Here is a 26,852-nt window from a genome sequence, read left to right as displayed (position 1 = left end):
GGCTTTCCGAATCCCGACTCCGAAATCCCGGCCGTCAGGCAACGTGTTTGCGCTGCTTGGCCAGTTTCTTGCGTACCATTTCGCGCTTGAGCGGCGACAGATAATCGACAAACAACTTGCCGTCCAGGTGATCCATCTCATGCTGGATGCACACCGCCAGCAGGCCTTCGGTGCTCAGTTCCTGCGCCTGCCCGTGGCGGTCGACATAGCGCACCGTGATCGCATCGGCACGGCTGACATCGGCATAGATGCCCGGCACCGACAGGCAGCCTTCCTGATACAGCTGCTCGCCCTGTTTGCTGACGATTTGCGGGTTGATGAATACCTGCGGCAGGTTCTTCTCGTCGCTGACGTCGATCACCATGAAACGCTTGTGCACATCCACCTGACTGGCGGCCAGGCCGATGCCGGGCGCCTCGTACATGGTCTGGAACATGTCGTCGAGCAAGCGTTGAAATGCCGGGCTGGTGACCTCGGCAGCATCGACCGGCACGGCCTTGGTGCGCAGCCGCGGGTCGGGAAATTCGAGAATGGGGAGCAAAGCCATGGGGTTACCCGTGCTGGGAACACCGGCGCGGCGCCGGCAAGACGCTCCTATTCTAGCGCACTGCTTGCGTAGCGCCGGGGTTTCTGGACTATAGTGCGCGGACCTGTTGGGGAATCAGGCAAGAAGGCACTCATGTTGAACCGACTTCGTACGGTCGTCGCTGCGGCGATGCTGACCGTCGCGACCTACGCTGCCGCGCAAGCGGTGGGCGAACATCCAGAGACTTACGTGGTGCGCAAGGGGGATACCCTTTGGGACATCGCTGGGCGTTTTCTGCAAAAGCCGTGGCTGTGGCCGGAAATCTGGCAGGCCAATCCGCAAATTCAGAATCCGCACCTGATCTACCCGGGCGATGTGATCAGCCTGGCCTACCTGGATCGCGTCGCCAAGGGCACTGTGCAGCCCGGCCCGCGTCAGGAAGCGCCGATCAATGCGATTCCGCTATCGGACGTCGAGCCGTTTCTCAAAAACCTGCGCGTCACCGACGACTTCGACGGCCTGCCGTATGTCGTGGGTCTGGAGGGTGGTCGTTCGCGTGCCACCACTGGCCAGTTGGCGTATGTGGTCGGCCTGGACGACGCACAGCCGGGTCAGCGCTTTGCGGTGGTTCGCCCAACGGTGAAATTCAGTTTGCCCAAGCCCAACGATGATCTGGATATGGCCGGCAATAGCGTCGCCGGCTCCGGCAACATCTGGAAGAACTACATCGCGCCGAGCAGTCGCCGCGAGTTCCTGGGGTATGAACTGGCCCAGGTCAACGTCGGCACCATTACCCGCAGCGCGGCAGGCGGCAATTCCAAGGCGGCGACTTTGCTGCTGCAGGACAGCGGCCGTGAAGTGCGGGCGGGCGATCGCATCATCGCGGTCGAAGCCCAGCCGTACGATCTGCAGTTCATTCCGCATCCGCCCTCGGAACAGGCCACGCAGACCGAGTTGCGCGTGCTGGCCATCTCCGATGCCTTCATCGTCGGCGGCACCCGCGACGTGATCGCCATCTCCGGTGGCGCGCGCGAGGGCATCAACAACGGCACCGTGTTCTCGATCTGGCGCAAGGGCCGCACGGTCAGCGACCGCGTCAAGCACTCGCGTTTTTCGCGGACCGATGACGATTTCAGCGGCCCGGCTGGTTCCACCGTCGGCCTGCCCGACGAATACGTCTCGCACGCGATGGTGTTCCGCACCTTCGACAAGGTCAGCTATGCGCTGGTGATGGAAAGCGTCAAGCCGACCGGCCTGGGCTACATCGTCAAGCATCCAGACGCGCAGTAAGCGCGACAAAATCCGATGCTGTAACGCGACGGCGCCTGAGGGCGCCGTCGTCGTTTGCGGCCTACGCTGACTGCATGACCCTGATTGCTCCAGACCTGCGTGCGTTGTTGATCCTGCTGCTGGCCGGCGGCCGCAGCCCGCCGCGCCGTACGCTGCTGACGACGTTCGCCTCGCCGGCCGAGATCCTTGCCGCCGGCTCCGATGCATGGCGCGCTGCCGGCTGCGACGCGCTGCAATCGGCCCTGCTGCGTGTCCCCGACACGCAGGCGCTGGACGCTGCGCTGCACTGGTGCGCGCAGCCCGGGCATCACCTCATCGGTTGGCAGGATCCGGACTATCCCGCCCTGTTGCGGCATCTGGTCAATCCGCCGCTGGCCTTGTTCGTGGACGGCGACCCCAATGCGTTGTGGCATCCAGCGGTGGCGGTGGTCGGCAGCCGCGCAGCCACCGCCGGAGGGAGGGAGCACACGCACGCATTTGCTTCCAGCCTGGCGGGCGCCGGGCTGGGCATCGTCAGCGGCATGGCGGCAGGCGTGGATGCGATCGCCCACGAGGCCGCGCTGGCCCGCGCCGACGGCATCACCGTAGCGGTGGTCGGCACCGGCACCGATGTGGCCTACCCCGCACACCATCACGGCTTGCGCGATCGCATCGCCGCGCGTGGTGCGGTCGTCAGCGAGTACCTGCCCGGCACAGCGGCGGCCGCGGGGCACTTCCCGGCCCGCAACCGGATCATCGCCGGGCTGGCATTGGGCACGCTGGTGGTCGAAGCGGCCATGCGCTCGGGCGCGCTGATCACCGCGCGGCTGGCAGCCGAGGCCGGGCGTGAGGTATTCGCCCTGCCCGGCTCGCTGCACAATCCGCTCGCGCGCGGCTGCCATCACCTGATCCGTCAGGGTGCCACCCTGGCCCAGGAGCCGGCCCAGATCATCGACGGGCTGCGCCTGCTCTCGGGCGAGTTAGCCGATGCCTTGCGCCAGCGCCTGGCCGCCCCCACTGATCAGGCCAGGACGGCGCCCAAGGCCTCTACCGCGCGCCCGGATCCGGACTACCAGCGCTTGTGGCAGGCACTTGGCCACGACCCAACCCCTATGGATGCATTGGTCGAACGCACCGGATTGACGGCCGCCACGCTGTCCTCCATGCTGCTCATCATGGAACTGGAGGGAGACGTGGTCACCGAGCACGGTCGCTATACCCGCAATCCCTAGTTTCTTCACCTCCACAGCGTCGCGCGACGCAGGCCGAGGGGCAATGAAAGAGAGCATTCTTGATGTACTGCTGTACCTGTTCGAACATTATTTCAGCGAAGACGCGGACCTGGTCCGTGACCGTGACTCGCTTCAGAATGGCCTGATCCAGGCTGGCTTCAGCCCTGCAGAAATCAGTAAAGCCTTCGATTGGCTGGACGCGCTCTCCGAGCAGCGACCTAGCGTTGCGCGCCCGCACGTCGACGGACCGGTGCGTATCTACCACGGCCCGGAGCTGGACAAGCTCGATGTGGATTGCCGTGGGTTTCTGATGTTCCTGGAGCAACACCGCATTCTCGATGCCGATCAGCGCGAGTTGGTGCTGGACCGCGCCATGGCGCTGGACCAGGACGAGCTTGATCTGGACGACCTCAAGTGGGTGGTGCTGATGGTGCTGTTCAACCAGCCGGGCGCCGAAGCGGCCTATGCATGGATGGAAACGCAGATGTTCCTCGACGAGCCTGAACCCGTACACTGAGGGTCGAAGCCGCGATGGAAGCGCGTGCGTGGGGACGGGAATGAGCAGTTGGTATTACGCCGAGGGCAACCGCCATCGGCGTGGCCCGGTGGCCGGCGAGGCCTTGCTGGGCCTGTATCGTGATCGCGCGATTGCCTTGGATACCCTGGTCTGGCGCGAAGGCCTGGCCCAATGGGTGCCATTGTCTGCCTGCGCCGAAGAGCTCGGGCCGCCGATTTCCACCGAGTTGGGCGCTGCAGCGCGGCCTCCGCCACTGCCATCGGCGGCGGCACACATGTCGCCTGGCCACGTGTCTGTACTGCCAGCGCATCGCCTGCCGAACCACGGGCCGGGATGGTCGCTGGCGGTGGTGCTGGGCGCGGTGGTGGGGATGTTTGTCCTGGTGGCGGTGATCGGCATTCTGGCTGCAATCACGCTGCCGGCTTATCAGGACTATGTGGGACGCACCAAGGTCGCCAAGGCGGTGGCCGCATTGGCGCCATTAAAGCCGCAGATCGCCGAATTTCTCGCGCAGGAAGGCCGTTGTCCAGTCAATGGCGACAGCGGGTTCCAGGCGCCCGAGCATTATGCAAACGACGTGCTGACCAGCGTGCGGGTCGGCCGTTTCGACACCACCCAGTGCGGCATCGAAGCGGTGATGCATGCACCAAAATCGGCCAAGCTCGATGGCAAGGCGTTGTGGCTGGATTTCGACGCTGATGCCAGCAGTTGGCAGTGCAGTTCCGAGATCGACGACAACCAACTTCCGCCGGACTGCCGCGGTTAGAGCGCGTTAGCTCAAATGCATCTCACGCTCTAGCCAATCGTTTCACCCAAGGGGATATCAATGACGCAGTGGTATTACGCCGACGCCCGGCGCGAACGCCAGGGGCCGATCGACACCGACACGCTGGTTGCACGCCTGTCGCAAGGCATCATCGACCGCTCCAGCCTGGTCTGGCGCGAAGGTCTGCCGCAGTGGGTGGCGCTGCGCGAGGTCGCGGCCGAACTGGGCGTCGACACGGCAGTGCCGGCGCCACCCGAGCCGACCGGATATACATCAGTGGACGTTCCCGGCAGTGAACCGCAGGCGACGGTTTACCCGACCAGCGCCCCGGTGGATAACGCGCCTACCGCAGTGGTGCCGTTTGCCGGCTCCGCTCAAGACGCTTCGCTCGCGCGGACCGAATCTGGCCTTGCCGATCACCCTGCAGCAGTCGATCAGCAGCAGATTCCGCCAAGCGAGCACGCTGCATCGGCAGATCCGGTAGCGTGGTCCACCACGCCGGCAGAGGCAGCGACACCCCCAGCGGCCTCAAGCCCCATCCTGACCGAGGCCTCGGACGCGCCTGCCACGCCCGCCGATGCCTCGTCGCAGACACCCGCTGGCGTGCCAATTCCCAGCGCCTGGGACTCCGTAGCCGCCGCCGCACCCACCGCAAGCGTTTCTTTGCAGGATGCCCCGGTTGTCTACGCCGGCCTGTGGAGGCGCGTGGCGGCCAGCATTCTGGACAGCTTCGTGACCACCTTCGCGGTGTATCTGATCGTGATCCCGTTGGTGTTCGTCGTGGCGCTGGCAACCACCCGCGGCGATTCCGGTTCGGCGCTGGACGACGGCAGCGCGCTCGGCATCGCGATCATGGTGGTGTCGTATGGCATCGGTCTGGCCATCCCGACGCTGTATTTCGCCTGGATGCAGTCCAGCCGGCACCAGGCCAGCCTGGGCAAGCTCGCCTGCGGGATCAAGCTGGTGCGCGCCGACACCAATGGCGGCCGGGTCGGTTTCTGGCGCAACGTGTTGCGCTATCTGGCCTACATGCTGATCAGCGTGCTCACCCTGGGCATCGGCGCGATCGTGGCGGCGTTTATGGCCGGCATGACCCAGCGCAAGCAGGCCCCGCACGACAAAGTGTGCGAGACCCTGGTGGTGGATCGCTGGGCCTTCACTGATCACCCGGAGCGGCAATCCACGGGGCTGGACACAGTCACGATTGTGGTGCTGGCCATTTATGCGGTGATAGTAGTGATTGGCGTGATCTTCGCCGCAATCATGATTGCAGCGATCGGAATGAGCCAGAACTGAGGGTTCGTAGCCGAAGCCGCTTGACACGGCGGCGTCTGCCGTGATCTTTCTAATAAGAGAACTGAACGCCCGGGCTACCATCCCGGGCGTTGACGTGTGGGAAACAGGCGATCTGCTTCCCTCCACCGGCCAATTAGGCCACGCTACCTGCCCCCCGGGCCCTGCCCAAAGAATTAACCACCATGCCCAAGCACCTGCTCATCGTCGAATCGCCCGCCAAGGCCAAGACGATCAATAAATACCTCGGCAAGGACTTCACCGTCCTGGCCTCGTATGGGCACGTGCGCGACCTGGTCCCCAAGGAAGGCGCGGTCGATCCGGACAATGGGTTCGCGATGCGTTACGACCTGATCGAAAAGAACGAAAAGCATGTCGAAGCCATTGCGCGTGCGGCCAAGACCGCCGACGACATCTTTCTGGCGACCGACCCGGACCGCGAGGGTGAGGCGATCAGCTGGCACATCGCCGAGATCCTGAAAGAGCGCGGTCTGCTCAAGGACAAGCCGATGCAGCGGGTGGTGTTCACCGAGATCACCCCGCGTGCGATCAAGGAAGCGATGCTCAAGCCGCGCGCGATCGCCGCCGACCTCGTCGATGCGCAGCAGGCACGTCGCGCGCTCGACTATCTGGTCGGCTTCAACCTGTCGCCGGTGTTGTGGCGCAAGGTGCAGCGCGGCCTGTCAGCCGGCCGCGTGCAGTCGCCGGCGCTGCGCATGATCGTCGAGCGCGAAGAAGAGATCGAAGCCTTCATCGCGCGCGAATACTGGTCCATCGATGCGCAATGCCGGCATCCGTCGCAGCCGTTCAATGCGCGCCTGATCAAGCTGGACGGGCAGAAATTCGAGCAGTTCACCGTCACCGACGGCGACACCGCTGAAGCGGCGCGTCTGCGCATCCAGAAGGCCGCGCAAGGCGTGCTGCATGTCACCGACGTGGCCAGCAAGGAGCGCAAGCGCCGCCCCGCCCCGCCGTTCACCACCTCCACGTTGCAGCAGGAAGCCTCGCGCAAGCTCGGTTTCACCACCCGCAAGACCATGCAGGTGGCGCAGAAGTTGTACGAAGGTGTGGCACTGGGCGACGAGGGCTCGGTCGGCCTGATCAGCTATATGCGTACCGACTCGGTGAACCTGTCGCAGGACGCGTTGGCGGAAATCCGCGACGTGATCGCGCGCGACTTCGGCACCGCCTCGTTGCCGGATCAGCCCAACACCTACACCACCAAATCCAAGAATGCGCAGGAAGCGCATGAGGCGATCCGCCCGACCTCGGCATTGCACACACCCGCACAGGTGGCGCGCTTTCTGTCCGACGACGAGCGCCGTCTGTACGAATTGATCTGGAAGCGCGCAGTCGCCTGCCAGATGATTCCGGCCACGCTCAACACCGTCAGCGTCGATCTGTCGGCCGGCAGCGAACATGTGTTCCGTGCCAGCGGCACCACCGTCGTGGTTGCGGGCTTTTTGGCCGTGTACGAAGAAGGCAAGGACACCAAGAGCAGCGAAGACGAGGACGAGGGCCGCAAGCTTCCTCCGATGAAGGCCGGCGACAACATCCCGCTGGACCGCATCGTCACCGATCAGCATTTCACCCAGCCGCCGCCGCGCTTCACCGAAGCGGCGCTGGTCAAGACGCTGGAGGAATACGGTATCGGCCGTCCGTCCACCTACGCCTCGATCATCCAGACCCTGCAGTTCCGCAAGTACGTGGAAATGGAAGGCCGCAGCTTCCGTCCCACCGACGTGGGCCGTGCGGTGTCCAAGTTCCTGTCCGGGCATTTCACCCGTTACGTGGATTACGACTTCACCGCCAAGCTCGAAGACGATCTGGATGCGGTCTCGCGTGGCGAAGCGGAATGGATTCCGTTGATGGAGAAGTTCTGGGGCCCGTTCAAGGAACTGGTCGAGGACAAAAAGGATTCGCTGGACAAGACCGACGCCGGCAGCGTGCGTGTGCTGGGCGCCGACCCAGTCAGCGGCAAGGAAGTGAGCGCGCGCATCGGCCGCTTTGGCCCGATGGTGCAGATCGGCACGGTCGAAGACGAAGAGAAGCCCACGTTCGCCTCGTTGCGCCCGGGCCAGAGCATCTTTTCGATCTCCATCGAAGACGCGCTGGAACTGTTCAAGATGCCGCGCGCGCTGGGCCAGGACAAGGACCAGGACGTCAGCGTCGGCATCGGCCGGTTCGGGCCGTTTGCGCGCCGTGGCAGCGTGTATGCCTCGCTGAAGAAAGAAGACGACCCGTACACCATCGATCTGGAACGCGCGGTGTTCCTGATCGAAGAGAAGGAAGAGATCGCGCGCAATCGGGTGATCAAGGAATTCGACGGAAGCGACATCCAGGTGCTCAACGGTCGCTTCGGCCCGTACATCAGCGACGGCAAGCTCAACGGCAAGATCCCCAAGGATCGCGAACCGGCGTCGTTGAGTTTCGAAGAAGTGCAGCAGTTGCTAACTGACACCGGCAAGCCGGTGCGCAAGGGCTTCGGTGCAAAGAAGGCCACGCTGAAGAAGAATACGGTCAAGGATTCGTCGCCGAAGAAGACGGCGGTCAAGAAGACCGCCACCAAGACTGCTGCGACCAAGACTGCTGCCAAAAAGGCCCCGGCCAAGAAAACCGCCGCCAAGAAGGCCGCCAAGCGTGTGGTCAAGAAAGTGGCGAGTAAGGCGGCAGGCTGAATCGCACGATGCAATCGGCACCCAGCCCCGCGCTCAGCTTGGATAACGCCGTCGCTGCCCTGACCCGGGGCGGCGTGATCGCCTATCCCACCGAAGCGGTGTGGGGACTGGGTTGCGACCCGCGCCAGGAAGCGGCCGTGCTGCGGCTGCTGGCGATCAAGCGGCGCCCTGTCGACAAGGGCGTGATCGTGGTGGCCGCCAGCGTGGACATCTTGCAAGACTGGGTCGATTTCGACGCGCTGGAGCCTGCGCGCAAGCAGGAGGTGCTGGCCAGCTGGCCGGGCCCGCACACCTGGATCTTGCCAATCACCGCACAGGCGCCGCGCTGGGTCACTGGCGCGCATGACGGGCTGGCGGTGCGCATCAGCGCGCATCCGGTCGTCGCCGCGCTCTGCGCAGCCTGGGGCGCCCCGTTGGTGTCCACCAGCGCCAACCTGGCCGGTGAGCCACCCGCACGCAGCCGTCAATCACTGGATCCGGCGCTGCTGGTCAGCATCGATGGCGTGGTGGATGGCGAGGTGGGCGCACTGGCGCAGCCGACCCAGATCCGCGATGCGCGCAGCGGGCAGATCCTGCGCGACTGAGTGAACTAGTGGGCGCGTTGTAGACCCAGGCCAGATGGCGCGTGCGGCGGGGCGCGAAGCCCTATGCGGTTGCCGCGTCGCTGATCCGCCCGCCTGCATGACCCAAACCAGTTCAGCCGCTCCCCCTTTGACACAGCCGGACAGACGCGCACACTGCGGTCATGCGTACCGTCCTGACCCTTCTGTTGCTGGCCACCGCGCTGCCTGCGTCGGCGGCCAGTACCGCCAGCAAACCCGATCCGAATGTGCGGATCTACCGCTGCGTCAGCAGCACCGGCACCGTGGCGCTGCAGGATGCGCCATGCAGCAGCGGGCGCCAGCAGGTGCTGGACCTGCAACGCCCGCAGGATCCGCCGCCGCGACCGGAACGCGCCGTCGTCGCCCCTGCCGCCGTTGCGACGCAGCCGCCGCGCGAGGTGCGCATCATCACCGTGCAGCCGCCACAGCCGATGTACGAGTGCACCACCGAAGACGGCAACCGCTACACAAGCGACAGCCCGGAAGGCAATCCGCGCTGGGTGCCGACCTGGGGCCCCGCCTATGTGGGCAACGGCATTGCCCGGCCAATCAACGGCGGCGGCATCCAGCGTCCACCGATCTCGGTGAGCCCACGCCCGGCGGTATCGGTGCAAGGTGGCTCCGGACGGGGTGGAAGCCTGCGCGGAAGCGCAAGCTTCGGAGGCGGCGGCTATCAGGGCAGCTATCAGGGCGGTTACAACGGCGGTGGCTACGGCGGCGGCACGGTGATCGTGCCCTACGGCAATGTGCAGATCCGCGACGAATGCCATGCCCTGCCGGAGCAGGAAGTCTGCGGGCGGCTGGCCGACCGCCGCTGGGAGCTGATCCGGCGCTATAACAGCGCCTTGCAGAGCGAGCGCGAGGACCTCAGCCGCGAACAACGCGGCATCGACGCACGCCTGCAGCGCGATTGCGGCGGCGCATGAGGCGCTGGCTGTTGTTGTTGATGGGATGGATGTCGGTTGCCAGCGCCCAGGACGTGACCATCTACCGCTGCACCGATCCGACCGGCGCGCTTACGGTTCAGAACATGCCGTGCCCGAAAGGCGTGCAGCAGCAAAAGAAAGTGATGACTGCGCCGGCCGCCGTGCCGTTTGCGCCCGGCGGCTCGAGCGCAGCATCGCCTGCGCGCACAGCGCCCTCTGCACAACCGCGCGCCATCCCGAAAACCGAGGCACCCGCTGCTGCACCCGTTGCCGCACCAGCGCCGGTTGCGCCGACGCCACCTGCCACGACCTCGACCTCCACACTGCCACCGCCGCCGTTGTTCGAATGCACCGCGCACGACAACGGACGCTATTTCACCGAAGACCGCGAACCGGCCACACGCTGCCTACCGATGCAGACCACCAACTTGGCGGGCGGGCCGGCCACCGGCGGCGGCAGCGCCTGCGAGGTGGTCACCGATCGCTGCGCGCCGGTACCGGATCAGAGCCTGTGCGAGGCCTGGCGCAAACGCGCCGAGCAGGCCGAGGCGACCTGGCGCTTCTCCGACGAGGCGCAATCGGCCGAACGCAAACAGCGCTTCGATCAAATGCGCCGGGTGCTGGACGAAAGCCGCTGCGCGAATCCGTCCACCACGCCTTGATGCTGCAACCAGCGGTCCAGCGCAGGTCAGTCAGTTCGACGGCGCTGCGTTTGCTGGGCCGATGTTTTAAAGCCACTGGCAACCTACAGCGATCACCAGATGGCATGTGCGATGCACCGACCAGCAGCGCAAGCGAGCAACTTCGCGCGCCCCTGACTCGCGCGCAGGCGGGTTAAAACCCGTAACGCAAGAATCCGCCATCCACCGCGATGCATTCGCCAGTGATGTAACTGGCTGCCGGCAGACATAGAAACCCGACCGCCGCGGCAACTTCTTCCGGTTCGCCGATGCGACGCATCGGGGTGCGTTCGATCACCTGTTCGTAGTAATCCGGATCCGACAACGGCCCGGAGGTGCGACGGGTACGGATGTACCACGGCGCCACCGCGTTGACGCGGATGCCGTCCTCGGCCCATTCCACCGCCAGATTGCGCGTCATCTGCTGCAGCGCAGCCTTGGTCATGCCATACGGCGCGCCGCTGCGCACATGGGTGATGCCCGAGACGCTGCCCACGTTGACGATTGCCGAAGCCGCGTGGCGGGCAAGCAACGGGTGCGCATAACGCGACAATTCGAAGGCCGCGAACACGTTGGTTTCGAAGATGCCGCGCCACTGGTCTTCGGTGTAATCGATCGCCGCGCGGGTGATGTTGCCGCCGGCGTTGTTGATCAGCAGATGCAGGCCATCGGCGTGGTCTTCCACCCAATCGAGAATCGCGCGACGTTCTTCATCGTCGGCCACATCGGCGGCCAGGCCATGCAATTCGCGCTCGGGGAATTCTTCGGCGAGCTCGTCGCGTGCCTGCGCCAGTGCATCGGCATCGCGCGCCACCATCAGCAGATCCGCGCCGAAGCCGAGCAGTTCGCGCGCGATGGCAAAGCCAATGCCGGCGCTGGCGCCGGTGATGAGCGCGGTCTGTCCATCCAGCCGCCAACGATGGGTTGTCACGTGGGTGATCCTCTTTCAAGACGCAGGAAACGGCCGCTGCAGCGTGATTGACGCCTGCGTGCGGCCCGAGCGTTAGGATACCGCCACCCCAAGCGAGGTCACGACGATGAAACTGCATTGGATTCCTGCAGCCAGCCTGGCGTTGTTGCTTGGTGCCTGTCAGCGACCGCAACCTGCGCCCACCGATCAGAAGCCCGAGCCGCAGGCCACCGCCTTGCGCGACCACATCCAGGAACCGTTGAACAAGGCGCATGCAGTGCAGGCGGCCACCGATCAGGCCGCAGACGACCAACGCAAGGTGATCGACGCGGCTACGCAGTAACCGAAATCTGCTGTCTGAAGCACGCGCGTTTTGTGTCGAAGCCGCGACTGCGCGTGCCCGCATCACTGCATCGCCTGAGCGCAGAAACGACAACGCCGGCGCAAAGCCGGCGTTGTAGATACATCACGTTGCAAACGTGCTGGGTTAGAACCCGCAGAAGCAATACGCCAACGATTTGACCGGCGTGCCACCGGCCTTGCTGTCGTGCACGGCGTCTTCGACGAAGCGTAGTTGCGTATCCACTTCCGGCAGCGAGCGCGCCAGCATGGCGCGTGCCATGGCCGAATCGCCCAGCATCCAGGCGCCCATGCGGCTGCCGGCAAAGCCGCTCATGAACTGCGAGAACGGCGTGGCCGGCTTCTCGACATAGCGCACGCGGAACTTGCCCTTGCTCAGCTTTGCCCGATCGGCCGCATCGGCCACTGCCTCCTGCATGCCGCCGAATGCATCCACCAGGCCGTGCTGCTTGGCCTGCGCCCCGCTCCACACGCGGCCGCGTGCAACCTTGTCGATGGCGTCCACCGACTGGTGACGCGCCTGCGCCACCTTGCCGGTGAAGTCGGCATAGCCCTTGTTGATCACCGCCTGGATGACCTGGCCGGCGGCCGGGTCCAGCGGACGGGTGATGTCGAAGGCACCGGCAAAGCGCGTAGTGCCCACGCCATCGGTATGCACGCCGATCTTGTCCAGCGCACGGGTCAGATTCGGCACCATGCCGAAGATGCCGATCGAGCCGCTGATGGTCGATGGGTCGGCATAGATGCGATCGGCATTCATGCTGATCCAGTAACCGCCGGAGGCCGCCAGGTCGCCCATCGAGACCACTACCGGCTTGCCGGCCTGCTTGAGCGCGACCACTTCGCGACGGATCTGCTCGGAGGCGAACACTTCGCCGCCGGGCGAATCCACCCGCAGCACCACCGCCTTGACCTCTTCATCGTCGCGCGCCTGACGCAGCAACGCGGCGGTCGATTCGCCACCGATGCGGCCGGCCGGCTGCTCGCCGCCGCTGATCTCGCCGGCCGCCACCACCACGGCCACCTGCGGGCGGCTGTCCATGGACCGCCGTGCCTGCAACTGGGTGAGATAGCTGGCGAAATCGATGTTGCGGAAGCCGGCATCGGCATCGCTGTCGGCCACGCCGCGCTTGGTCAGCAAGGCATCGACCTCTTCGCGGGTCTTGAGCCCGTCGACCAGCTTCTGCTGCAGCGCGAACTTGGCCAGGTCGCCACCGGCGGCGGTCACGCCTTCGGGCAGCGTATCGATGCCGGCGGTCAGCTGCGCCGGGCTCAGCTTGCGCGCGGTACCGACGTCGGCCAGGTAGCGCTGCCACACGTCGTTCATCCAGAACAGATCCGCTTCCTTGGCGTCGGCCGAGGCCGCGTCGAGGATGTACGGCTCGGCCGCGGACTTGTACTCGCCCACGCGGAACAGATGCACGTCCACGCCCAGCTTGTCCTGCAGGCCTTCGCGGAAATACTGGCGATAGCGGCCAAGGCCTTCCAGCAGCACGCTGCCCATCGGGTCGAGATAGACCTCGTTGGCCTGCGCGGCCAGCAGGTACTGGCCCTGGCTCATGCTCTCGCTGAAGGCCACGATCTGCTTGCCGGAGGCGCGCAGCTTCTGCAGGGCCGCGGCGACTTCGCGCTGCGAAGCGAAACCGGAGGGCTGAAACTTGTCCAGGTTCAACAGCACCCGTTCGATCTTGCGATCCTTGCCGGCCGCCTCGATCACCCGCACCAGGTCGCGCAGCTGCACCTCTTCGGCACTCTTGTCGCCGACTGCCTTGGCCAGCGAACGGCTCACCGGGTCGGCGCTGAACTGCTCGACCAGGGTGCCTTCCGGGTTGATCACCAGCGTGGTGCGCTCGGCCAGCGGCTTGGTGCCGTCGCCACGCGCGATCGCCACCACGAACAGCAGCAGCATCAGGAACAGAAAGCCGAAAAACGCCAGGTTGAAGATCAGGCGCCGGGTGAAATTCATCACATCCCACAGGCCAACGAAGAAACTGGCGATGGGATTGCGACGCACGGGGTGGTTCATGGAAAACTCCGTCGAAATGACGCTGCATGCAAGTAATGCTGCCCAGCATACCGGCTGCGCAGCACGCACGGCATGCGCTGGAAGTCAGGGGGTCGCGTCGGCAGTCAGCCGCCGGCTGGTCTGGCGGAAACGCAGGCCCATCAGGATCGACGCCACGGTCAGGCCCAGAATCAGGCCAATCCACATGCCTTGCGGGCCCCAGCCAAGTCCCAGGCCGAGCCCGGCACCGATCGGCATGCCCACGCCCCAATACGAGAACATGGCCAGGAACATCGGCACACGGGTGTCCTTGAGCCCACGCAGCGCGCCGCTGGAGAGCACCTGGATGCCGTCGGGAAACTGGAAAGTAGCTGCGTACAGCAGCAACACCGAAGCCAGCGCCGCCACCGCCACATCGTCGGTATAGACACTCACGATGGCGTCGTGGCCCAGCAACAGCACGCTGGCCGACAACGCCTGGGTGCCCAGCACGATGGCGTAGCCGGCCCAGGCCGCACGCCGCATGCCGAGCGGATCGCCGCGCCCCACCGCATGCCCGACCCGCACGGTGGTGGCCTCGGCCACGCCCATCGGGATCATGAAACACAGCTGCGCAACGTTGATCGCAATCTGGTGCGCAGCCGCTTCGGTGGAGCCGAGCCGGCCGATCAGCAAGGCGGTGACGATGAACAGCCCGCCTTCCATCAACACAGTGATGCCGATCGGCAGGCCGGTGCGCAGCAGATCGCCGATGGCGCCCCAGCGCGGCCCTTCGAGGTGATTGAACAATTCCAGATGCGCGAAGCGGCGCGCGCGCCACAGATACAGCGCAAACGCGAGTGCCTGCACCCACATGGTGATCGCCGAGGCCATGCCCAGGCCTTGCGCACCGTGCTCGGCAAAACCGAACTTGCCGTAGGTCAGCGCATAGCCCAGCGGCGCCAGCACCAGCAGGCCACCAAAGCCCAGCAACATGGTCGGCAGCGTCCAGTGCATGCCTTCGCTGAGATAGCGCATGCAGAAGTAGAACGTCAGCGCCGGCCCGCCCCAGCGCACCGCATGCAGGAAGTCGGTCGCCCCCGGCACGATGTCCGGCGCAATCCCGAAGGTGGGCAGCAGCGGCGGTACCGCGCTCAGGAAGGCGAACATCACCGCGCCCAGGCCTAGCGATAACCACAACGCCTGGCGGAACAACGGGCCGATCTCGCGCTCGCGGCCGGCACCGACCAGTTGCGAGACCGAAGCGGTCAACGAGATCAGCGTGCCGATCGGCACCAGCATCGGCAGCCACAACAGCGAGGTGCCGATGGTGACTGCGGCCAACGTGGCGGTGCCGTGGTGGCCGGCGATGACGTTGTCGACAAAGCCAATGAGGCCGGTAGAGACGTGGCCGAGCACCAGCGGCAGCGCGAGCAGGCCGGTGGTACGCACTTCCGCAGCGAAGCCTGGCGTCGCGGACGTGGGTGCAGAAGAAACAGACATGACAAACCGATCGCTGCGCGGACTACGGCCGTGCCGGGAGGCGCTGGCACCGGGTCGCGCGGGGCCGACATCTTACCCGCACTGTGCGACGTGGGTCAGTCAGCCTCCCATGCGCCAGCGGCGCGTGGACGCGCGACGGTGCGTTGACCGTTTCGACAGCGAGGGTTTCGACATCAGCGCGCCAGTTGCCGCTTCAACCATGCATTGCGCGTTGCAGGCGCCTCGGCCAGCAAGGCATCGCGCAGGGCATCGCGCTCCTGCGGCGGGGTGCGTTGTGCCAGCAATGCCAACTGCTCCAGTTGCCCGGCATCCAGGCTGCGCAACACGCTCAAGAGCGCGTCGCGCTGTGCCGACGGTACGTAGCCGATCAACGGCTGCAACGGGGAATAGAACGCGCCCAGCTGCGAGCCCAGGCGCCAGCCATCGCGATGCAGGCGATCCATCACGGTGAACTGCGTGCGCAGTGCGCGCTGCTGGTCTTCGGGCAAGGCACGCAGACGCTCGCGTGCCTGCCGCAGCACCACCCGGTCGGTGGCGGTGAGCCCTTTCCACGCGCCATAGCGGGCGCGCAGCTCGGCCTGCTGTGCAGGCGTCAAGGCGTCCCAGCGCGCGCGTTGCTGTGCGGCGCTCGGGGTCGCGGAGGTTGGAGTCGCGGGCGTCGCGGCGACGGGCGTTGGGGCGCCGGACGGCGCGGCAGCGTTGCCTTCTTCCAGGGGCGCCGGCAGGGCTTGCGCACCGGCCAGACCGGCGGCGGCGAACAACAGCAGGCCGCACCACTTAATTCTCGTCATCGACGGTCTCCATCGGGGCGGCAGGCGGCTCGGCGGCGGTGGCATGCGCGCCGGATTCGTCGGCCGGCACCGGATGGCCGGCCGCATACCAGGCGTAGAAATCGGCCTCGCGCGCCAGTTCCAGATCCGGGTCGGCCAGCATCGCCTGGTCGCGCGGGTCCATGCCGGGGGTTGCCGCTGCGTCCGGCAGGTCGGCGGCGGGAAGTTCTTCCACCAGCACCGGTGCGGCGTCGGTGACATGCAACACACCAGCCGGCGCCTGCGAGACCGGCTCGGGCGGCAGTGCGGGCCGGCGATGGGTCCACCACCAGCCCAGCACCGCGAGCAGCAGTGCCAACGCCAGCACCGCCAGCACGATGCCGGCGTGGCGGCGCGAGATCCGCGGCCAATGCCACTGACGGGCGGGGCGCGCACGTGGCGCCGCCGGACGACGCGGCTCGGCAGCGGCGACCACGGGCGCTGCCGCCGCCGGTTGCAGCGGCATGCCGGCGAGGGCCGAATCGCGGAGTTGCCCCAGTCGACTCACCTGGGCCGGGGTGAGTTCGCGCAACTCCTGCTGCGCCGCCTCGGCCAACACCCGCCAGGCCTGCGCGTCCGGATTGCCGGCCGCATCGCGCGGGCAGGCGCGGGCCAGCGACTGCCGATACGCCGCCACGTCGATGCCCTGTACCTCGCTGGCGGGCTCTTCTTCCAGCCCGGCCACGATGCGCAGCAGCAGCGCCAGCCGGTCGGTGGTCTGCATCCGCCCCAGCGCGGTGAACGGGGGCAGCCAGGTGCCCGGCATGGGCTCGCGCCGCAACGGCGGGGCAGCTGCCAACAGGCTCCAGAAGCGCATCGGCCAACCGGCCATCGGGCGTCCTGCCGCCTGGCTGCTGAAGGCACGTAGCGCGGCAGCCAGGGCCCGCTCGGCCGCCGCCACATCGCCGCATTGCAGTTGCGCGAGCACCAGACCCCGGCGTTCGACACCGCGCAGGAAGGCTGACAGCGCGGCAGGGGTGACAGGGGCGTCGGGGACTACGGTCATGAGAACTCCAGCATCGGCCGGCATGATACCGACGCAACTGGCCCCCGCCGATGGCTTGACAGATCGAGACGGCCTTGCTCCGCCCTCACCTTGGCCGCGACCGCCACCCGTGCGGGTTGTGCACAGCGGCAGACATACCGATACGCAGACGTCTGTCAACTGTTGTTTTTTCTTTGTTGCAATCGTGTTTCACGCCTAACTTGCTGATATTTATAAACTTATCCGTATTGGCTAAAAAATGTCCAAGAGGTTGCAGAGGCTAGTGAATCCGCCTTCAACGCGTGGAGCACGAGACTAATTCACAGGTTTATCCACAGGCAGTGTGGATAAACCGGTTTCCTTAACCCTCACATAGGTTTACGTCGTATTTATCACTTGCGTCACAGAAACGCGCCGTAAGCCAAGGTGCCGATTTGGGGCGATCTGATACCCGACTGCCGACCTCTGGACAGGGTCGGTAGACTGACCGGATGTCTTCGACCGTCGCCACCCTGCGCGTCGCCCTGCCGGTGCCGCTGCCCCAACTGTTCGACTATCTGCCTCCGGCCGACGCGCCGCTGACAGACCCGGCGCGGGTCGGCTGCCGGGTGCGGGTGCCGTTCGGGCCACGCGAGCTGGTCGGGGTGGTGGTGGAGATCGGGCAGCTGACGTCGGCCGAGGGGCTGCGCCCGGCATTGGCCTGGTGTGACGACGCCCCGCTGCTGGTCGAGGAGCTGGCCCGCTCGCTGCACTGGCTGGCGCGCTACACCCACGCACCGCTTGGCGAAACCCAGGCCAGCGCGCTGCCCGGCCCGTTGCGCCGTGGCGAACCGCTGGCCGATACCCATGCCTGGGCCTGGCAGCTGACCGAGACCGGGCGCACCGGCGCTGCCGGTCTGCGCGCAGGCAGCCGCCCGGCCTTGCTCGCAGCCCTGCTGCTCACCGGTGCGGTGGGCGAAGAACAGTTGGACCCGTTGCTGCCGCAATGGCGCGAGGCCGCGCGCAGTCTGGCCAAGCGCGACTATGTCGAGCGCGTGGCGGTGCCCGCCGACGCCATCCCGCCGCGCCCCGGCACTGGCCCGCAGCTCAACGACGAGCAACAGGCAGCCGCCGCCGCCGTCCGCGCACACACCGGCTTTGCCACCTATCTACTCGATGGCGTCACCGGCAGCGGCAAGACCGAGGTCTATCTGCAGGCGATCGCCGACTGCCTTGCCGCCGGACGCCAGGCGCTGGTGCTGGTGCCGGAAATCGGCCTGACCCCGCAAACGCTGGGACGCTTCCGCGCCCGCCTCGGCGTGCCCGTACATGCGCTGCACTCGGGCCTGTCCGATGGCGAACGCGCACGCGTATGGGCGGCGGCCTGGCGTGGCGAGGCCAAACTGATCGTCGGCACCCGCTCGGCGATCTTCATTCCGCTGCCCAAGGCCGGCCTGATCGTGGTCGATGAAGAACACGACGGCAGCTACAAGCAGCAGGACGGCATCCGCTACCACGCCCGCGACTTCGCGCTGGTGCGCGGCAAGGCGCTGGATGTGCCGGTGATTCTGGGCAGCGCCACGCCATCGCTGGAAAGCCTGCACAACGCCTACAGCGGCCGCTACCAGCATCTGCGCCTGTCGCGTCGGGCCGGCGAGGCGCGGCCGCCGCGCGTGCGCGTGCTCGATGTGCGTAAGCGCCCGCTGAAAGACGGCCTGTCGCCGGAGGTACTGGCCGGCATCGGCGCCACCCTGGCGCGCGGCGAGCAGGTGCTGGTGTTCAAGAACCGCCGCGGCTACGCGCCGGTGCTGCTGTGCCACGACTGCGGCTGGACCGCCGCCTGCCAGCGCTGCAGCACGCCGCTGCACCAGACCCCGATGACCGTGCACGCCGGCGGCCGGCGCCTGCAATGCCATCACTGCGGCGCGCGCCAATCCGCACCGCTGGCCTGCCCGGCCTGCGCCAGTCTGGCGCTGCAGCCGCAAGGCATCGGCACCGAGCGGCTGGAAGAACGCCTGACCGAGGCGTTCCCGGAGTTTCCGGTGGTGCGTATCGATCGCAGCACCACCCAGCGCCGCGATGCGCTGGAAACCCAACTCGCCCGGCTCGGTACCGAAGCCGGCATTCTGGTCGGCACCCAGATCCTGGCCAAGGGCCACGACCTGCCACGGCTGACCATGGTGGTGGTGGTCGGTATCGACGAAGGCCTGTTTTCTGCCGACTTCCGCGCTGCCGAAAAACTCTCCCAGCAGCTGATCCAGGTGGCAGGACGCGCCGGGCGTGCCGACCGCCCTGGCGAGGTCTGGTTACAGACCCACCACCCGGAACATCCCTTGCTGCAGACCCTGGTCAACGGCGGTTATCACGCCTTTGCCGATGCCGAACTGCAACAGCGCGAAGCGGCGGGATTTCCACCCTTCGCGCATCTGGCGCTGTTCCGCGCCGAGGCCAAGGATGTAGCGGCAGCCAATCAGTTTTTGATGGCAGTGCGTGGCCTGACCACGGCAGACACCACGATGCAATCGCCCGCGTTTGCCGCAGTGGAATGCTACGGCCCGATGCCCGCACCGATGCCGCGCCGCGCCGGTTTCCAGCGCACGCAGCTGTTGTTGTCTGCGCAACAGCGCTCGGCCTTGCACCGTTTGCTCGATGCGCAACTGCCTGCCATCTACGCATTGCCACAGGCACGTCGCGTGCGCTGGTCGCTGGATGTGGACCCGATCGATCTGTATTAGTGCAGGGCATGTCGCACACGCGGCTGCAGCCAGACTCACGTTTTGCGCGGTCTGCTCACGTTTTGTAGGAGCGCGCTTGCGCGCGATGGGGCGTTACCGGTAATGCCCTCGCGCACGAGTGCGCTCCTACAAAAAAGCGAGCCGGCAGGCCGCGCGGTGTATGTGGCCCACCCCTTTGCAGCGCTGAGACTCGCAGCTCACGTCAGCGCCGTCATCACTCCACGCTGGTACGCGGGCCGCGCGCGCAAGCGCTGATACCACGCCTGCAGGTGCGGCAACTCGGGTCGGTCGATCGGCATTTCGAACCAGGCGTAGATAAAGCTGCCGAGCGGAATATCGCCCATCGCGAACTGTTCGCCGGACAGATACGGCTGTTGCGCCAATGCCGCATCGGCGCGTGCAAGCAGTTCGCCTGAGCGCGTCAGCGCAGCGGCGATGCGTGCGTGATCGCGCTCGGCCTCGGGGGTGCGCAGCACGCCCCAGAACAGATCGCGAAACACACCGGCAAATGTCGAGGTGGTCCAGTCCATCCAGCGATCGCCCAGCGCGCGTTCTGCCGGCGATTGCGGATACAGGGTAGGCGCATAACGCGCGGCCAGATAACGCACGATCGCGTTGGACTCCCACAGCACCAACTCGCCATCCTGCAGCGTCGGCACCACCCCGTTCGGATTCAACGCGCGATACGCGGGCGTGTCGTTACCACCGAAGGCGCCGCCCACTTCGATCGATGTGTAGGGCACTGCGGCTTCTTCGGCGCACCACAGCACCTTGCGCACATTGCTGGAATTGCGACGCCCCCATAACGTGATCGTTGGTGTCTGTGCAGCGGGCTGCGTTGCAACGGGTGCCAGGGTCATTTCCCTGCCGCCGGCTTGGACGTCGCGCGCGCCGCGGGCTTCGCAGCGGAGGCTTGCGCCGATCCAGCAGCAGCGGACTGCGCAGCCTTCGCTCGCCCGCCCTTGGGTGCATCGCGTAGCCACAGCGCCTGCTCGTCCTGCTTGATCTCGAACAAGCCGATCGCGCGCACCAGGTCGCTGAGCTTGCGGTAGCCGTAGTTGCGCGGATCGAACGAGGCCTGGTTGGCCACCTGCTTGCCCACCGCACTCAGCAACGCCCAGCCATCGTCTTCGCGGGCACTGTCGATCGCATTACGCAGCATCTGCACCAGACGCGTATCGCTGCGCAACGCCGTGGCGTCCTTGCGCCCGGCAGCGGTGTCGCCGGCTGCTGCCGCCTGCTCGCCCAGCGCTTCGACATAGGTGAACTTGGAGCAGGCATTGACGAACGGCGCCGGGGTTTTCTTCTCGCCGAAGCCGTACACCTTCATGCCATCGGTGAGCAGACGCATCACCAGCGGGGTGAAATCCGCATCGCTGGAGACGATGGCAAACCCGTCCAGATTGCGCGCGTACAACAGGTCCATCGCATCGATCACCATCGCCATGTCCGAGGCGTTTTTGCCCGAGCTATAGGCAAATTGCTGGATCGGCCGGATCGCATAATCGTGCAGCGCCGCTTCCCAGTTTTTCAGGTGCGGGCTCTTCCAGTTGCCGTAGGCGCGGCGCACATTGGCCACACCGTAGCGCGCCACTTCGGCCAGCACCACGTCGATCTTGCCGGCCGGCGCGTTGTCGGCATCGATCAGCAAGGCGATGCGTTTGTCGGGGTTGTCGATCATGCTCATTGCTCCCAGGAATCGGCAGAGTCGGTTTCGGTATTTTCAGCAGTTGCGCCCGGCAACGCGTATTCGCTGCCATCGCGCATGGTGAGCGTCCCGTTGGTCAGCGTCTCGCTTTCTGCCCCGGCACTGACCCAGGTGGCATGCACCCGCCCCGCGCCACGATCGCCTTCCACATTGAAGACAAAATCATCGCCGCCCGGCGCAAGACCGGTGCGATACAGATCCACCCGCATCGTGTGGATCTGGCCGATCCGCTCCTGCACCACCGCATCGTCCTGCAGCGCGGTGCGCGCCTGATCGGCGAACAGCGACCAGCCGGTGACGATCAGCCAGCCAAGCGCCCCGAGCACCAGCATGCCGAACAGCATCGCGCAGGCTGCCAGGCCGATCAGGCCGATCGCGACCCCGCTGAGCCGCTTTCGGACGGGACGCACTGCCGGCGCGGACGGCGCTGCGGCAGACGTGGAGGAGGGAAACGGCGATTGCGGCGGAGGTGACAACGGCGGCAAGGGCGGTGGCAGCAACGACATGCGGTGACCGGATCGACGGGATGCGACATGATGCCGCAGGCAGGCCGAATTCAGGCGTCATGTTCAGTGCAAATACGGCATGCTGATGAGCCCGCGTCGCATTCCATCGGACTCTACGATGACTTCTCCTCCCTCCCAAGCTCCACTGCATCTGGTCGTGGTTGGTGGCGGTTTTGCCGGCTTATGGGCGACCCGCGCGCTCGACGATCCCGGCATCCGCATCACCCTGATCGACCGCCAGAACCATCACCTGTTCCAGCCGTTGCTGTACCAGGTGGCCACCGCCGGCCTGTCGGCACCGGATATCGCAGCGCCGCTGCGGCACATCCTGCGCGAGCAGCGCAATGTCGAAGTGCTGCTTGGCGATGTGGCCGAAATTGCTCCAACCCGTCGCGAAGTGGTGCTCGCCGATGGCAACACGCTCGGCTACGACATGCTGCTGCTGGCCACCGGCGCCACCCATGCCTACTTCGGCAACGATCACTGGGCCGAGCATGCGCCAGGCCTGAAAACGCTGTACGACGCGCTGGTGCTGCGGCGCAAATTGCTGCTGGCCTTCGAGCGTGCCGAAGCCGAATCCGACCCGGCCGCACGCGCCGCCTGGCTCAGCTTTGCGGTGGTCGGCGGCGGTCCGACCGGCGTGGAACTGGCCGGCACGCTGGCCGAAATCGCCCGCCACACGCTCAAGGACGAGTTCCGCCACATCGATCCGCAGCAGGCGCGCGTGCGTCTGGTCGAAGCCGGCCCGCGCGTGCTGCCCTCGTTCCCGGAAGATCTCACCGACAAGGCGCGCAAGCAGCTGGAACGCCTGGGCGTTGAAGTGCACACCGGTACGCCGGTGACGCATATCGACGCGCTCGGCTATCAACTCGGCGATACCTTCGTGCCCGCGCGGACCGTCGTCTGGGCGGCCGGTGTGGCTGCCTCGCCGCTGGCGCGCACGCTGGGCGTGCCGCTGGATCGCGCCGGTCGCGTGCTGGTGCAGCCGGACCTGAGCGTGCCCGGCCACCCGGAGATCTTCGTCGGTGGCGACCTGGCCTCGGTGCAGCAGGGTGGCCGCCCGGTGCCGGGCGTGGCGCCGGCGGCCAAGCAGATGGGCAAGCACATCGCCAAGGCGATCCGCGCGCGCCATCGCGGCCAGGCCACGCCGGCGTTCCGCTATCAGGACTACGGCAATCTGGCCACCATCGGCCGCATGGCCGCCATCGTGCATGTCGGCAAGCTCAAGCTCTCCGGCATTGTCGCCTGGTGGTTCTGGCTGGCCGCGCACGTGTACTTCCTGATCGGCTTCCGCAACCGCTTCGTGGTGCTGGTGAACTGGGCAATGGCGTACTGGAGCTACCAGCGCGCCGCACGCATCATCTTCGGCGGCGCAACCGACGACCCGCCGCCCAACAGCAAAGACGGATGACAGTGCGACGGGCGGTGCGCGATGCTGTGCCGCCCGTTCCCACTGCGGCGCCGTGACCACTCTCCTGTTCCTGCTGGATCTGCTCGGCACCTTCGTGTTCGCTCTCAGCGGCGCCACCGTGGCGGTGCGCAACCGTCTGGATCTGTTTGGCGTGCTGGTGCTGTCGTGCGCGGCCGCGGTCTCCGGCGGCATCGTGCGCGATGTACTGATTGGCGCCACCCCGCCGGCTGCGTTGGTGCATCCGCAGTATCTGCTCATCGCCTGCCTGGCCGGGCTGGCCGGTTTTCGCTGGCATGCCGCAGTGGAACGGCTGCGCAACCCGGTGCAACTGTTCGACGCAGCCGGGCTGGCCTTGTTTGCGGTCTACGGCACCAGCAAGGCGCTGGACTACAACCTCAGCCCGCTGAGCGCCACCTTGCTGGGCATGCTCAGCGGCATCGGCGGCGGCATCGCGCGCGATCTGCTGGTAGCGCGTACGCCGGTGGTATTGCAAGCAGAGCTATATGCAGTGGCCGCACTCGCAGGCGGCGGCCTGGTCGCGATCGGGCATGTGCTCGACGTGCCGCAAGCCTGGTCATTGGCGACCGGTGCAGGCGTGTGTTTCGGCCTGCGCTTCATGGCCATCCGTTATGGCTGGCATCTACCGGTGGCGCGTCTGCCGGAATAGCTGTCGTCGGCCGAAGCGACAATGCCGGGCGCATCACCCGGACGGTTCGTCAGCTTCTTGTAGGACATGAAAACTGCACACCTGCAACGCAAACGGCCCGGAAAACCGGGCCGTTTTTTGCAACCTGACGCGCGTGATCGAACCGATCAGGCGACGAACAGTGCCTTCATCTTTTTCAGCGCGTTCGCCTCGATCTGGCGAATCCGCTCGGCCGACACACCGTACTCGTCGGCCAGCTCCTGCAAGGTCACCTTGGAATCGGAATCCAGCCAGCGGCGCTTGACGATGTCGCGCGAACGCGTATCCAGACCGGACAGCCCTTCGCGCAACAGCTGCAGCTGGTTGTCTTCGCTGTCGTGACGCTCGTAGGCCTGCGACGGGTCTTCCTCGTTGGCGACCAGGTAGCTCACCGGCGACGGCGGGCCATGATCGTCGTCCTCATCGGACGAGGCATCGAAGCCGATATCGCGACCGGACAGACGCGACTCCATCTCCATCACTTCGCGCTCGGAGACGTTCAGGTCCTTGGCGACCGCAGTCACTTCGGAGGCATTGAGCCAGCCCAGACGGGTCTTGGACTTGCGCAGGTTGAAGAACAGCTTGCGCTGCGCCTTGGTCGTGGCGACCTTGACGATGCGCCAGTTCTTCAAAATGAACTCGTGCATTTCGGCACGGATCCAGTGCACCGCGAAGCTGACCAGGCGCACACCCATTTCCGGGTCGAAGCGCTTGACCGCCTTCATCAGGCCGATGTTGCCTTCCTGGATCAGGTCGCCCAGCGGCAGGCCGTAGCCGTTGTAGCCGCGGGCCACGTGGACCACGAAGCGCAGGTGGGAATGGACCAGTTCGCGCGCGGCGTCCAGATCCAGCTCGTCGCGGAAACGACGGGCGAGATTCTGTTCCTCATCGACCGACAGCACCGGGATCTGGTGCACGGCACCGATGTAGGCGTCCAGCGAACCGAGCGCACTGGGAATCGGGAGATTGTTTGCCACAAGGGCAGTCGAGGTAGTCTGGTTCATAGGCACCATCTTAGCAGTCGAACTATTGGACTGCCGGGTACAGTAAGAGTTCCCAGCGTTCCATTTATAGGACGTTCGGGCTTTTGACCATACCGGCGTTCCAGCGGCCAACTTCACGAATCGATAGGTAAGTTATCACCGCCACGCTGCGAAGACCGTGACAAAACCAATGCGAAATGCGGTGCCGCTCGACTCGTTCAGCCGCGGGCGGGCGTGGTGTCGAGCGCGTTACGCGGTGGTAGCGACCAGTCGATCGGGCCGAGCCCGCGCCGTTGCAGATGGTCGTTGGTCTTGGAGAAGTGCTGGCAGCCCAAAAAGCCGCGGTGCGCCGACAACGGCGAGGGATGCGGGGCCTTGAACACGCGATGGCGTGCCTGGTCGATGACCTTGCCCTTGGACTGTGCATAACTGCCCCACAGCAGGAACACCAGGCCTTCGCGCTCGCGGTTGAGCGTTTCCACAACGTGATCGGTAAAGCCTTCCCAGCCTTTGTTCTGGTGCGCGCCGGCGCGGCCCTGCTCCACCGTCAGCACCGCATTGAGCAGCAGCACGCCCTGGCGCGCCCACGGCATCAGATAGCCGTGGTCCGGCCGCGCGATGCCCAGGTCGTCCTGAATCTCTTTGTAGATGTTGAGCAGCGACGGCGGCACCGGCACGCCGGGCAGCACCGAAAAACACAGCCCGTGCGCCTGGCCTTCGCCGTGATACGGATCCTGGCCCAGGATCACCACCTTGACCTGCTCGAATGGCGTGGCATCGAAAGCGGCAAAGATCTGCGGGCCCGGCGGAAATACCCGCGCGCCAGCCGCCTTGCGCTGACGTAGGAAGGCGGACAGTTCCTGCATTTCCGGGCGCAGCAACCACTCGCCCACGCGCGCCTTCCACGACGGTTCCAGCTGGATACGTGCTTCTACTTCGGCCACATCTAACATTTCAGTCATAGCGTGACAGCCTGATCCTCAAGCCGTGCCAGGCGCAGCTGGAACAACACCTTGGTCACCAGCAGACGCTCTTCGATGGGTTTTTGCACCAGATCGTTGGCGCCGGCGCGCAGCAGCTCGGACTGGTTGCGCGGGTTGGTGTCGCCGGTCATCACCAGCACCGGCAGGCGACGTTTGCCGTAGGCGAAGTCGATGCGAATGCGCTCGACCACGTCGCGGCCGTTGAGCTCGCCTTTCAGGGTCACATCGGTCAGCACCACGTCGATGCGGCGCTCGGTGCGGCCCAGCGATTCGGCGGTGAGCAGCGCGAAGGCGTCTTCGGCGGTGAGCACATGGATGACCTTCAGGCTCTGGCGCTCGAGCATGCGCTTGGTCGCCTCCGCCACCACGCGGCTGTCTTCGATGTACAACACGGTCGCGCCGACGATCGGCTCGGGCTGCACGTAGCCGCGGATGAAGGTCGCCAGGGCTTCGTGGCCCAGTGCCTTGTCGAAATAATCGGTGACGTATTCGGTGAAGCGGCGCTCCACCAGATGCTGCTGCGCATCGCCGGAGACCACGATCACCGGCACGTAGGCCTGGCCGGCCGCTTCGCGCACGCTGCGCGCCAGGGTCAGGCCATCGCCGTCGGGCAGCGACAGCGAGGTGGTGACCAGATCCACCGTGCCGGCTTCCAGCGCCTGACGCGCCTCGGCAATGCTGGAGCAGCCGATCACCTGCACATTCGGCAGGTCGCGGGTCAGCACATCGGCAATCAGCTTGCGCACCAGTTTCGAGCCATCGACCACCATCACGCGCGGCGCGTCGCTGATCAGATGTTTGAGATCTGGTGGATGCATGGCA

The 26,852-nt window shown here is 66.0% G+C and carries 25 protein-coding genes; 13 read left to right on the top strand and 12 right to left on the bottom strand.

The features are described from left to right. Positions 1-34 precede the first annotated feature (34 nt). Positions 35-547, bottom strand: a complete 513-nt coding sequence (gene def, locus AC1KVG_RS16645; RefSeq protein WP_006453163.1) for a peptide deformylase — start codon at positions 545-547, stop codon at positions 35-37. 132 nt (positions 548-679) lie between these two features. On the opposite strand from def, the gene AC1KVG_RS16640 reads away from it, so the two are divergent. The 9 genes from AC1KVG_RS16640 to AC1KVG_RS16600 all read left to right on the top strand — a co-directional run bounded on the left by AC1KVG_RS16640 (position 680) and on the right by AC1KVG_RS16600 (position 10,471). After that, complete coding sequence (locus AC1KVG_RS16640) at positions 680-1,816, top strand: LysM peptidoglycan-binding domain-containing protein (protein WP_006453162.1); 1,137 nt, start codon at positions 680-682, stop codon at positions 1,814-1,816. Between the two features lie 74 nt (positions 1,817-1,890). Next, on the top strand, positions 1,891-3,027 hold the full coding sequence (gene dprA, locus AC1KVG_RS16635; RefSeq protein ID WP_481095123.1) for a DNA-processing protein DprA: 1,137 nt from the start codon (positions 1,891-1,893) through the stop codon (positions 3,025-3,027). Between the two features lie 43 nt (positions 3,028-3,070). Further along, positions 3,071-3,544 (top strand): DUF494 family protein, encoded by a 474-nt coding sequence (locus AC1KVG_RS16630; RefSeq protein ID WP_006453160.1) that lies wholly within the window; start codon positions 3,071-3,073, stop codon positions 3,542-3,544. Between the two features lie 40 nt (positions 3,545-3,584). Continuing rightward, positions 3,585-4,310, top strand: a complete 726-nt coding sequence (locus AC1KVG_RS16625; protein ID WP_481095122.1) for a pilin — start codon at positions 3,585-3,587, stop codon at positions 4,308-4,310. A 60-nt stretch (positions 4,311-4,370) separates the two neighbouring features. Then, positions 4,371-5,606 carry an RDD family protein gene (locus AC1KVG_RS16620; RefSeq protein WP_481095121.1) on the top strand — a complete coding sequence of 412 codons (1,236 nt, stop codon included), beginning with the start codon at positions 4,371-4,373 and terminating at the stop codon, positions 5,604-5,606. Between the two features lie 182 nt (positions 5,607-5,788). Beyond that, the gene (locus AC1KVG_RS16615; protein ID WP_176339340.1) at positions 5,789-8,281 is read left to right on the top strand and encodes a DNA topoisomerase I; all 2,493 of its coding nucleotides are present in this window, start codon (positions 5,789-5,791) and stop codon (positions 8,279-8,281) included. A gap of 8 nt (positions 8,282-8,289) precedes the next feature. After that, positions 8,290-8,865: an L-threonylcarbamoyladenylate synthase type 1 TsaC gene (gene tsaC / locus AC1KVG_RS16610; RefSeq protein ID WP_481095120.1), complete on the top strand. Its 576-nt coding sequence runs from the start codon at positions 8,290-8,292 to the stop codon at positions 8,863-8,865. A gap of 161 nt (positions 8,866-9,026) precedes the next feature. Further along, positions 9,027-9,809 carry a DUF4124 domain-containing protein gene (locus AC1KVG_RS16605; RefSeq protein ID WP_481095119.1) on the top strand — a complete coding sequence of 261 codons (783 nt, stop codon included), beginning with the start codon at positions 9,027-9,029 and terminating at the stop codon, positions 9,807-9,809. After that, complete coding sequence (locus AC1KVG_RS16600; protein ID WP_481095118.1) at positions 9,806-10,471, top strand: DUF4124 domain-containing protein; 666 nt, start codon at positions 9,806-9,808, stop codon at positions 10,469-10,471. Before AC1KVG_RS16605 ends, AC1KVG_RS16600 begins: the two co-directional genes overlap by 4 nt. 172 nt (positions 10,472-10,643) lie before the next feature. Here AC1KVG_RS16600 and AC1KVG_RS16595 read toward each other — a convergent pair whose 3' ends face one another. Beyond that, positions 10,644-11,420, bottom strand: coding sequence for an SDR family oxidoreductase (locus AC1KVG_RS16595; protein WP_006453153.1), 777 nt, complete (start codon positions 11,418-11,420; stop codon positions 10,644-10,646). 106 nt (positions 11,421-11,526) lie between these two features. Here AC1KVG_RS16595 and AC1KVG_RS16590 point away from each other — a divergent pair, with 106 nt between their 5' ends. Continuing rightward, the gene (locus tag AC1KVG_RS16590) at positions 11,527-11,742 is read left to right on the top strand and encodes a hypothetical protein (RefSeq protein ID WP_023905392.1); all 216 of its coding nucleotides are present in this window, start codon (positions 11,527-11,529) and stop codon (positions 11,740-11,742) included. A 144-nt stretch (positions 11,743-11,886) separates the two neighbouring features. Here the strand turns inward: AC1KVG_RS16590 and sppA are convergent, their stop codons facing one another. From sppA to AC1KVG_RS16570, 4 genes are all read right to left on the bottom strand, one after another. Beyond that, the gene (sppA, locus tag AC1KVG_RS16585; RefSeq protein ID WP_023905393.1) at positions 11,887-13,785 is read right to left on the bottom strand and encodes a signal peptide peptidase SppA; all 1,899 of its coding nucleotides are present in this window, start codon (positions 13,783-13,785) and stop codon (positions 11,887-11,889) included. A gap of 84 nt (positions 13,786-13,869) precedes the next feature. Then, a complete protein-coding gene (locus AC1KVG_RS16580; RefSeq protein ID WP_481095117.1) occupies positions 13,870-15,246 on the bottom strand; it encodes an MATE family efflux transporter in 1,377 nt (458 codons plus the stop codon). A gap of 173 nt (positions 15,247-15,419) precedes the next feature. Further along, the gene (locus AC1KVG_RS16575) at positions 15,420-16,037 is read right to left on the bottom strand and encodes a DUF3106 domain-containing protein (protein WP_481095116.1); all 618 of its coding nucleotides are present in this window, start codon (positions 16,035-16,037) and stop codon (positions 15,420-15,422) included. After that, the gene (locus tag AC1KVG_RS16570) at positions 16,024-17,061 is read right to left on the bottom strand and encodes a hypothetical protein (protein ID WP_481095115.1); all 1,038 of its coding nucleotides are present in this window, start codon (positions 17,059-17,061) and stop codon (positions 16,024-16,026) included. Before AC1KVG_RS16570 ends, AC1KVG_RS16575 begins: the two co-directional genes overlap by 14 nt. A gap of 470 nt (positions 17,062-17,531) precedes the next feature. On the opposite strand from AC1KVG_RS16570, the gene AC1KVG_RS16565 reads away from it, so the two are divergent. Further along, positions 17,532-19,754: a primosomal protein N' gene (locus AC1KVG_RS16565; RefSeq protein ID WP_481095114.1), complete on the top strand. Its 2,223-nt coding sequence runs from the start codon at positions 17,532-17,534 to the stop codon at positions 19,752-19,754. 197 nt (positions 19,755-19,951) lie between these two features. Here the strand turns inward: AC1KVG_RS16565 and AC1KVG_RS16560 are convergent, their stop codons facing one another. From AC1KVG_RS16560 to AC1KVG_RS16550, 3 genes are read right to left on the bottom strand one after another with little or no spacing between them, the layout of a single operon-like run. Further along, positions 19,952-20,614 carry a glutathione S-transferase family protein gene (locus tag AC1KVG_RS16560; protein WP_481095113.1) on the bottom strand — a complete coding sequence of 221 codons (663 nt, stop codon included), beginning with the start codon at positions 20,612-20,614 and terminating at the stop codon, positions 19,952-19,954. Further along, the gene (locus AC1KVG_RS16555) at positions 20,611-21,441 is read right to left on the bottom strand and encodes an NYN domain-containing protein (protein WP_481095112.1); all 831 of its coding nucleotides are present in this window, start codon (positions 21,439-21,441) and stop codon (positions 20,611-20,613) included. Before AC1KVG_RS16555 ends, AC1KVG_RS16560 begins: the two co-directional genes overlap by 4 nt. Then, the gene (locus AC1KVG_RS16550; protein ID WP_481095111.1) at positions 21,438-21,968 is read right to left on the bottom strand and encodes a hypothetical protein; all 531 of its coding nucleotides are present in this window, start codon (positions 21,966-21,968) and stop codon (positions 21,438-21,440) included. Before AC1KVG_RS16550 ends, AC1KVG_RS16555 begins: the two co-directional genes overlap by 4 nt. 118 nt (positions 21,969-22,086) lie before the next feature. On the opposite strand from AC1KVG_RS16550, the gene AC1KVG_RS16545 reads away from it, so the two are divergent. Together AC1KVG_RS16545 and AC1KVG_RS16540 are read left to right on the top strand one after the other, a co-directional pair. Then, positions 22,087-23,379: an NAD(P)/FAD-dependent oxidoreductase gene (locus tag AC1KVG_RS16545; RefSeq protein ID WP_481095110.1), complete on the top strand. Its 1,293-nt coding sequence runs from the start codon at positions 22,087-22,089 to the stop codon at positions 23,377-23,379. A 52-nt stretch (positions 23,380-23,431) separates the two neighbouring features. Continuing rightward, positions 23,432-24,046 carry a trimeric intracellular cation channel family protein gene (locus tag AC1KVG_RS16540; protein WP_481095109.1) on the top strand — a complete coding sequence of 205 codons (615 nt, stop codon included), beginning with the start codon at positions 23,432-23,434 and terminating at the stop codon, positions 24,044-24,046. Positions 24,047-24,192: 146 nt separating this feature from the next. On the opposite strand, the gene rpoH is transcribed toward AC1KVG_RS16540, so the two are convergent. The 3 genes from rpoH to AC1KVG_RS16525 form a co-directional block, all read right to left on the bottom strand. Beyond that, on the bottom strand, positions 24,193-25,068 hold the full coding sequence (gene rpoH, locus AC1KVG_RS16535) for an RNA polymerase sigma factor RpoH (RefSeq protein ID WP_006453141.1): 876 nt from the start codon (positions 25,066-25,068) through the stop codon (positions 24,193-24,195). Between the two features lie 197 nt (positions 25,069-25,265). Beyond that, positions 25,266-25,991 carry a uracil-DNA glycosylase gene (ung, locus tag AC1KVG_RS16530; protein ID WP_481095140.1) on the bottom strand — a complete coding sequence of 242 codons (726 nt, stop codon included), beginning with the start codon at positions 25,989-25,991 and terminating at the stop codon, positions 25,266-25,268. Between the two features lie 14 nt (positions 25,992-26,005). Further along, positions 26,006-26,848 carry a response regulator gene (locus AC1KVG_RS16525; protein ID WP_006453139.1) on the bottom strand — a complete coding sequence of 281 codons (843 nt, stop codon included), beginning with the start codon at positions 26,846-26,848 and terminating at the stop codon, positions 26,006-26,008. Positions 26,849-26,852: the final 4 nt, after the last annotated feature.

This window comes from Xanthomonas sp. NCPPB 3959 (assembly GCF_056675575.1).
Note: the sequence above shows the minus strand (reverse complement) of the source record. Positions and strands in the feature narration are given on the sequence as shown.

Coding starts and splice junctions, on each gene's coding strand:
- AC1KVG_RS16590 (WP_023905392.1), top strand. CDS start 11,527: ATGAAACTGCATTGGATTCCTGCAGCCAGCCTGGCGTTGTTGCTTGGT.
- def (WP_006453163.1), bottom strand. CDS start 547: ATGGCTTTGCTCCCCATTCTCGAATTTCCCGACCCGCGGCTGCGCACC.
- AC1KVG_RS16625 (WP_481095122.1), top strand. CDS start 3,585: ATGAGCAGTTGGTATTACGCCGAGGGCAACCGCCATCGGCGTGGCCCG.
- AC1KVG_RS16555 (WP_481095112.1), bottom strand. CDS start 21,441: ATGAGCATGATCGACAACCCCGACAAACGCATCGCCTTGCTGATCGAT.
- AC1KVG_RS16560 (WP_481095113.1), bottom strand. CDS start 20,614: ATGACCCTGGCACCCGTTGCAACGCAGCCCGCTGCACAGACACCAACG.
- AC1KVG_RS16550 (WP_481095111.1), bottom strand. CDS start 21,968: ATGTCGTTGCTGCCACCGCCCTTGCCGCCGTTGTCACCTCCGCCGCAA.
- tsaC (WP_481095120.1), top strand. CDS start 8,290: ATGCAATCGGCACCCAGCCCCGCGCTCAGCTTGGATAACGCCGTCGCT.
- AC1KVG_RS16570 (WP_481095115.1), bottom strand. CDS start 17,061: ATGACCGTAGTCCCCGACGCCCCTGTCACCCCTGCCGCGCTGTCAGCC.
- rpoH (WP_006453141.1), bottom strand. CDS start 25,068: ATGAACCAGACTACCTCGACTGCCCTTGTGGCAAACAATCTCCCGATT.
- dprA (WP_481095123.1), top strand. CDS start 1,891: ATGACCCTGATTGCTCCAGACCTGCGTGCGTTGTTGATCCTGCTGCTG.
- AC1KVG_RS16605 (WP_481095119.1), top strand. CDS start 9,027: ATGCGTACCGTCCTGACCCTTCTGTTGCTGGCCACCGCGCTGCCTGCG.
- AC1KVG_RS16525 (WP_006453139.1), bottom strand. CDS start 26,848: ATGCATCCACCAGATCTCAAACATCTGATCAGCGACGCGCCGCGCGTG.
- AC1KVG_RS16575 (WP_481095116.1), bottom strand. CDS start 16,037: ATGACGAGAATTAAGTGGTGCGGCCTGCTGTTGTTCGCCGCCGCCGGT.
- AC1KVG_RS16600 (WP_481095118.1), top strand. CDS start 9,806: ATGAGGCGCTGGCTGTTGTTGTTGATGGGATGGATGTCGGTTGCCAGC.
- AC1KVG_RS16630 (WP_006453160.1), top strand. CDS start 3,071: ATGAAAGAGAGCATTCTTGATGTACTGCTGTACCTGTTCGAACATTAT.
- AC1KVG_RS16580 (WP_481095117.1), bottom strand. CDS start 15,246: ATGTCTGTTTCTTCTGCACCCACGTCCGCGACGCCAGGCTTCGCTGCG.
- sppA (WP_023905393.1), bottom strand. CDS start 13,785: ATGAACCACCCCGTGCGTCGCAATCCCATCGCCAGTTTCTTCGTTGGC.
- AC1KVG_RS16615 (WP_176339340.1), top strand. CDS start 5,789: ATGCCCAAGCACCTGCTCATCGTCGAATCGCCCGCCAAGGCCAAGACG.
- AC1KVG_RS16640 (WP_006453162.1), top strand. CDS start 680: ATGTTGAACCGACTTCGTACGGTCGTCGCTGCGGCGATGCTGACCGTC.
- AC1KVG_RS16545 (WP_481095110.1), top strand. CDS start 22,087: ATGACTTCTCCTCCCTCCCAAGCTCCACTGCATCTGGTCGTGGTTGGT.
- AC1KVG_RS16565 (WP_481095114.1), top strand. CDS start 17,532: ATGTCTTCGACCGTCGCCACCCTGCGCGTCGCCCTGCCGGTGCCGCTG.
- AC1KVG_RS16620 (WP_481095121.1), top strand. CDS start 4,371: ATGACGCAGTGGTATTACGCCGACGCCCGGCGCGAACGCCAGGGGCCG.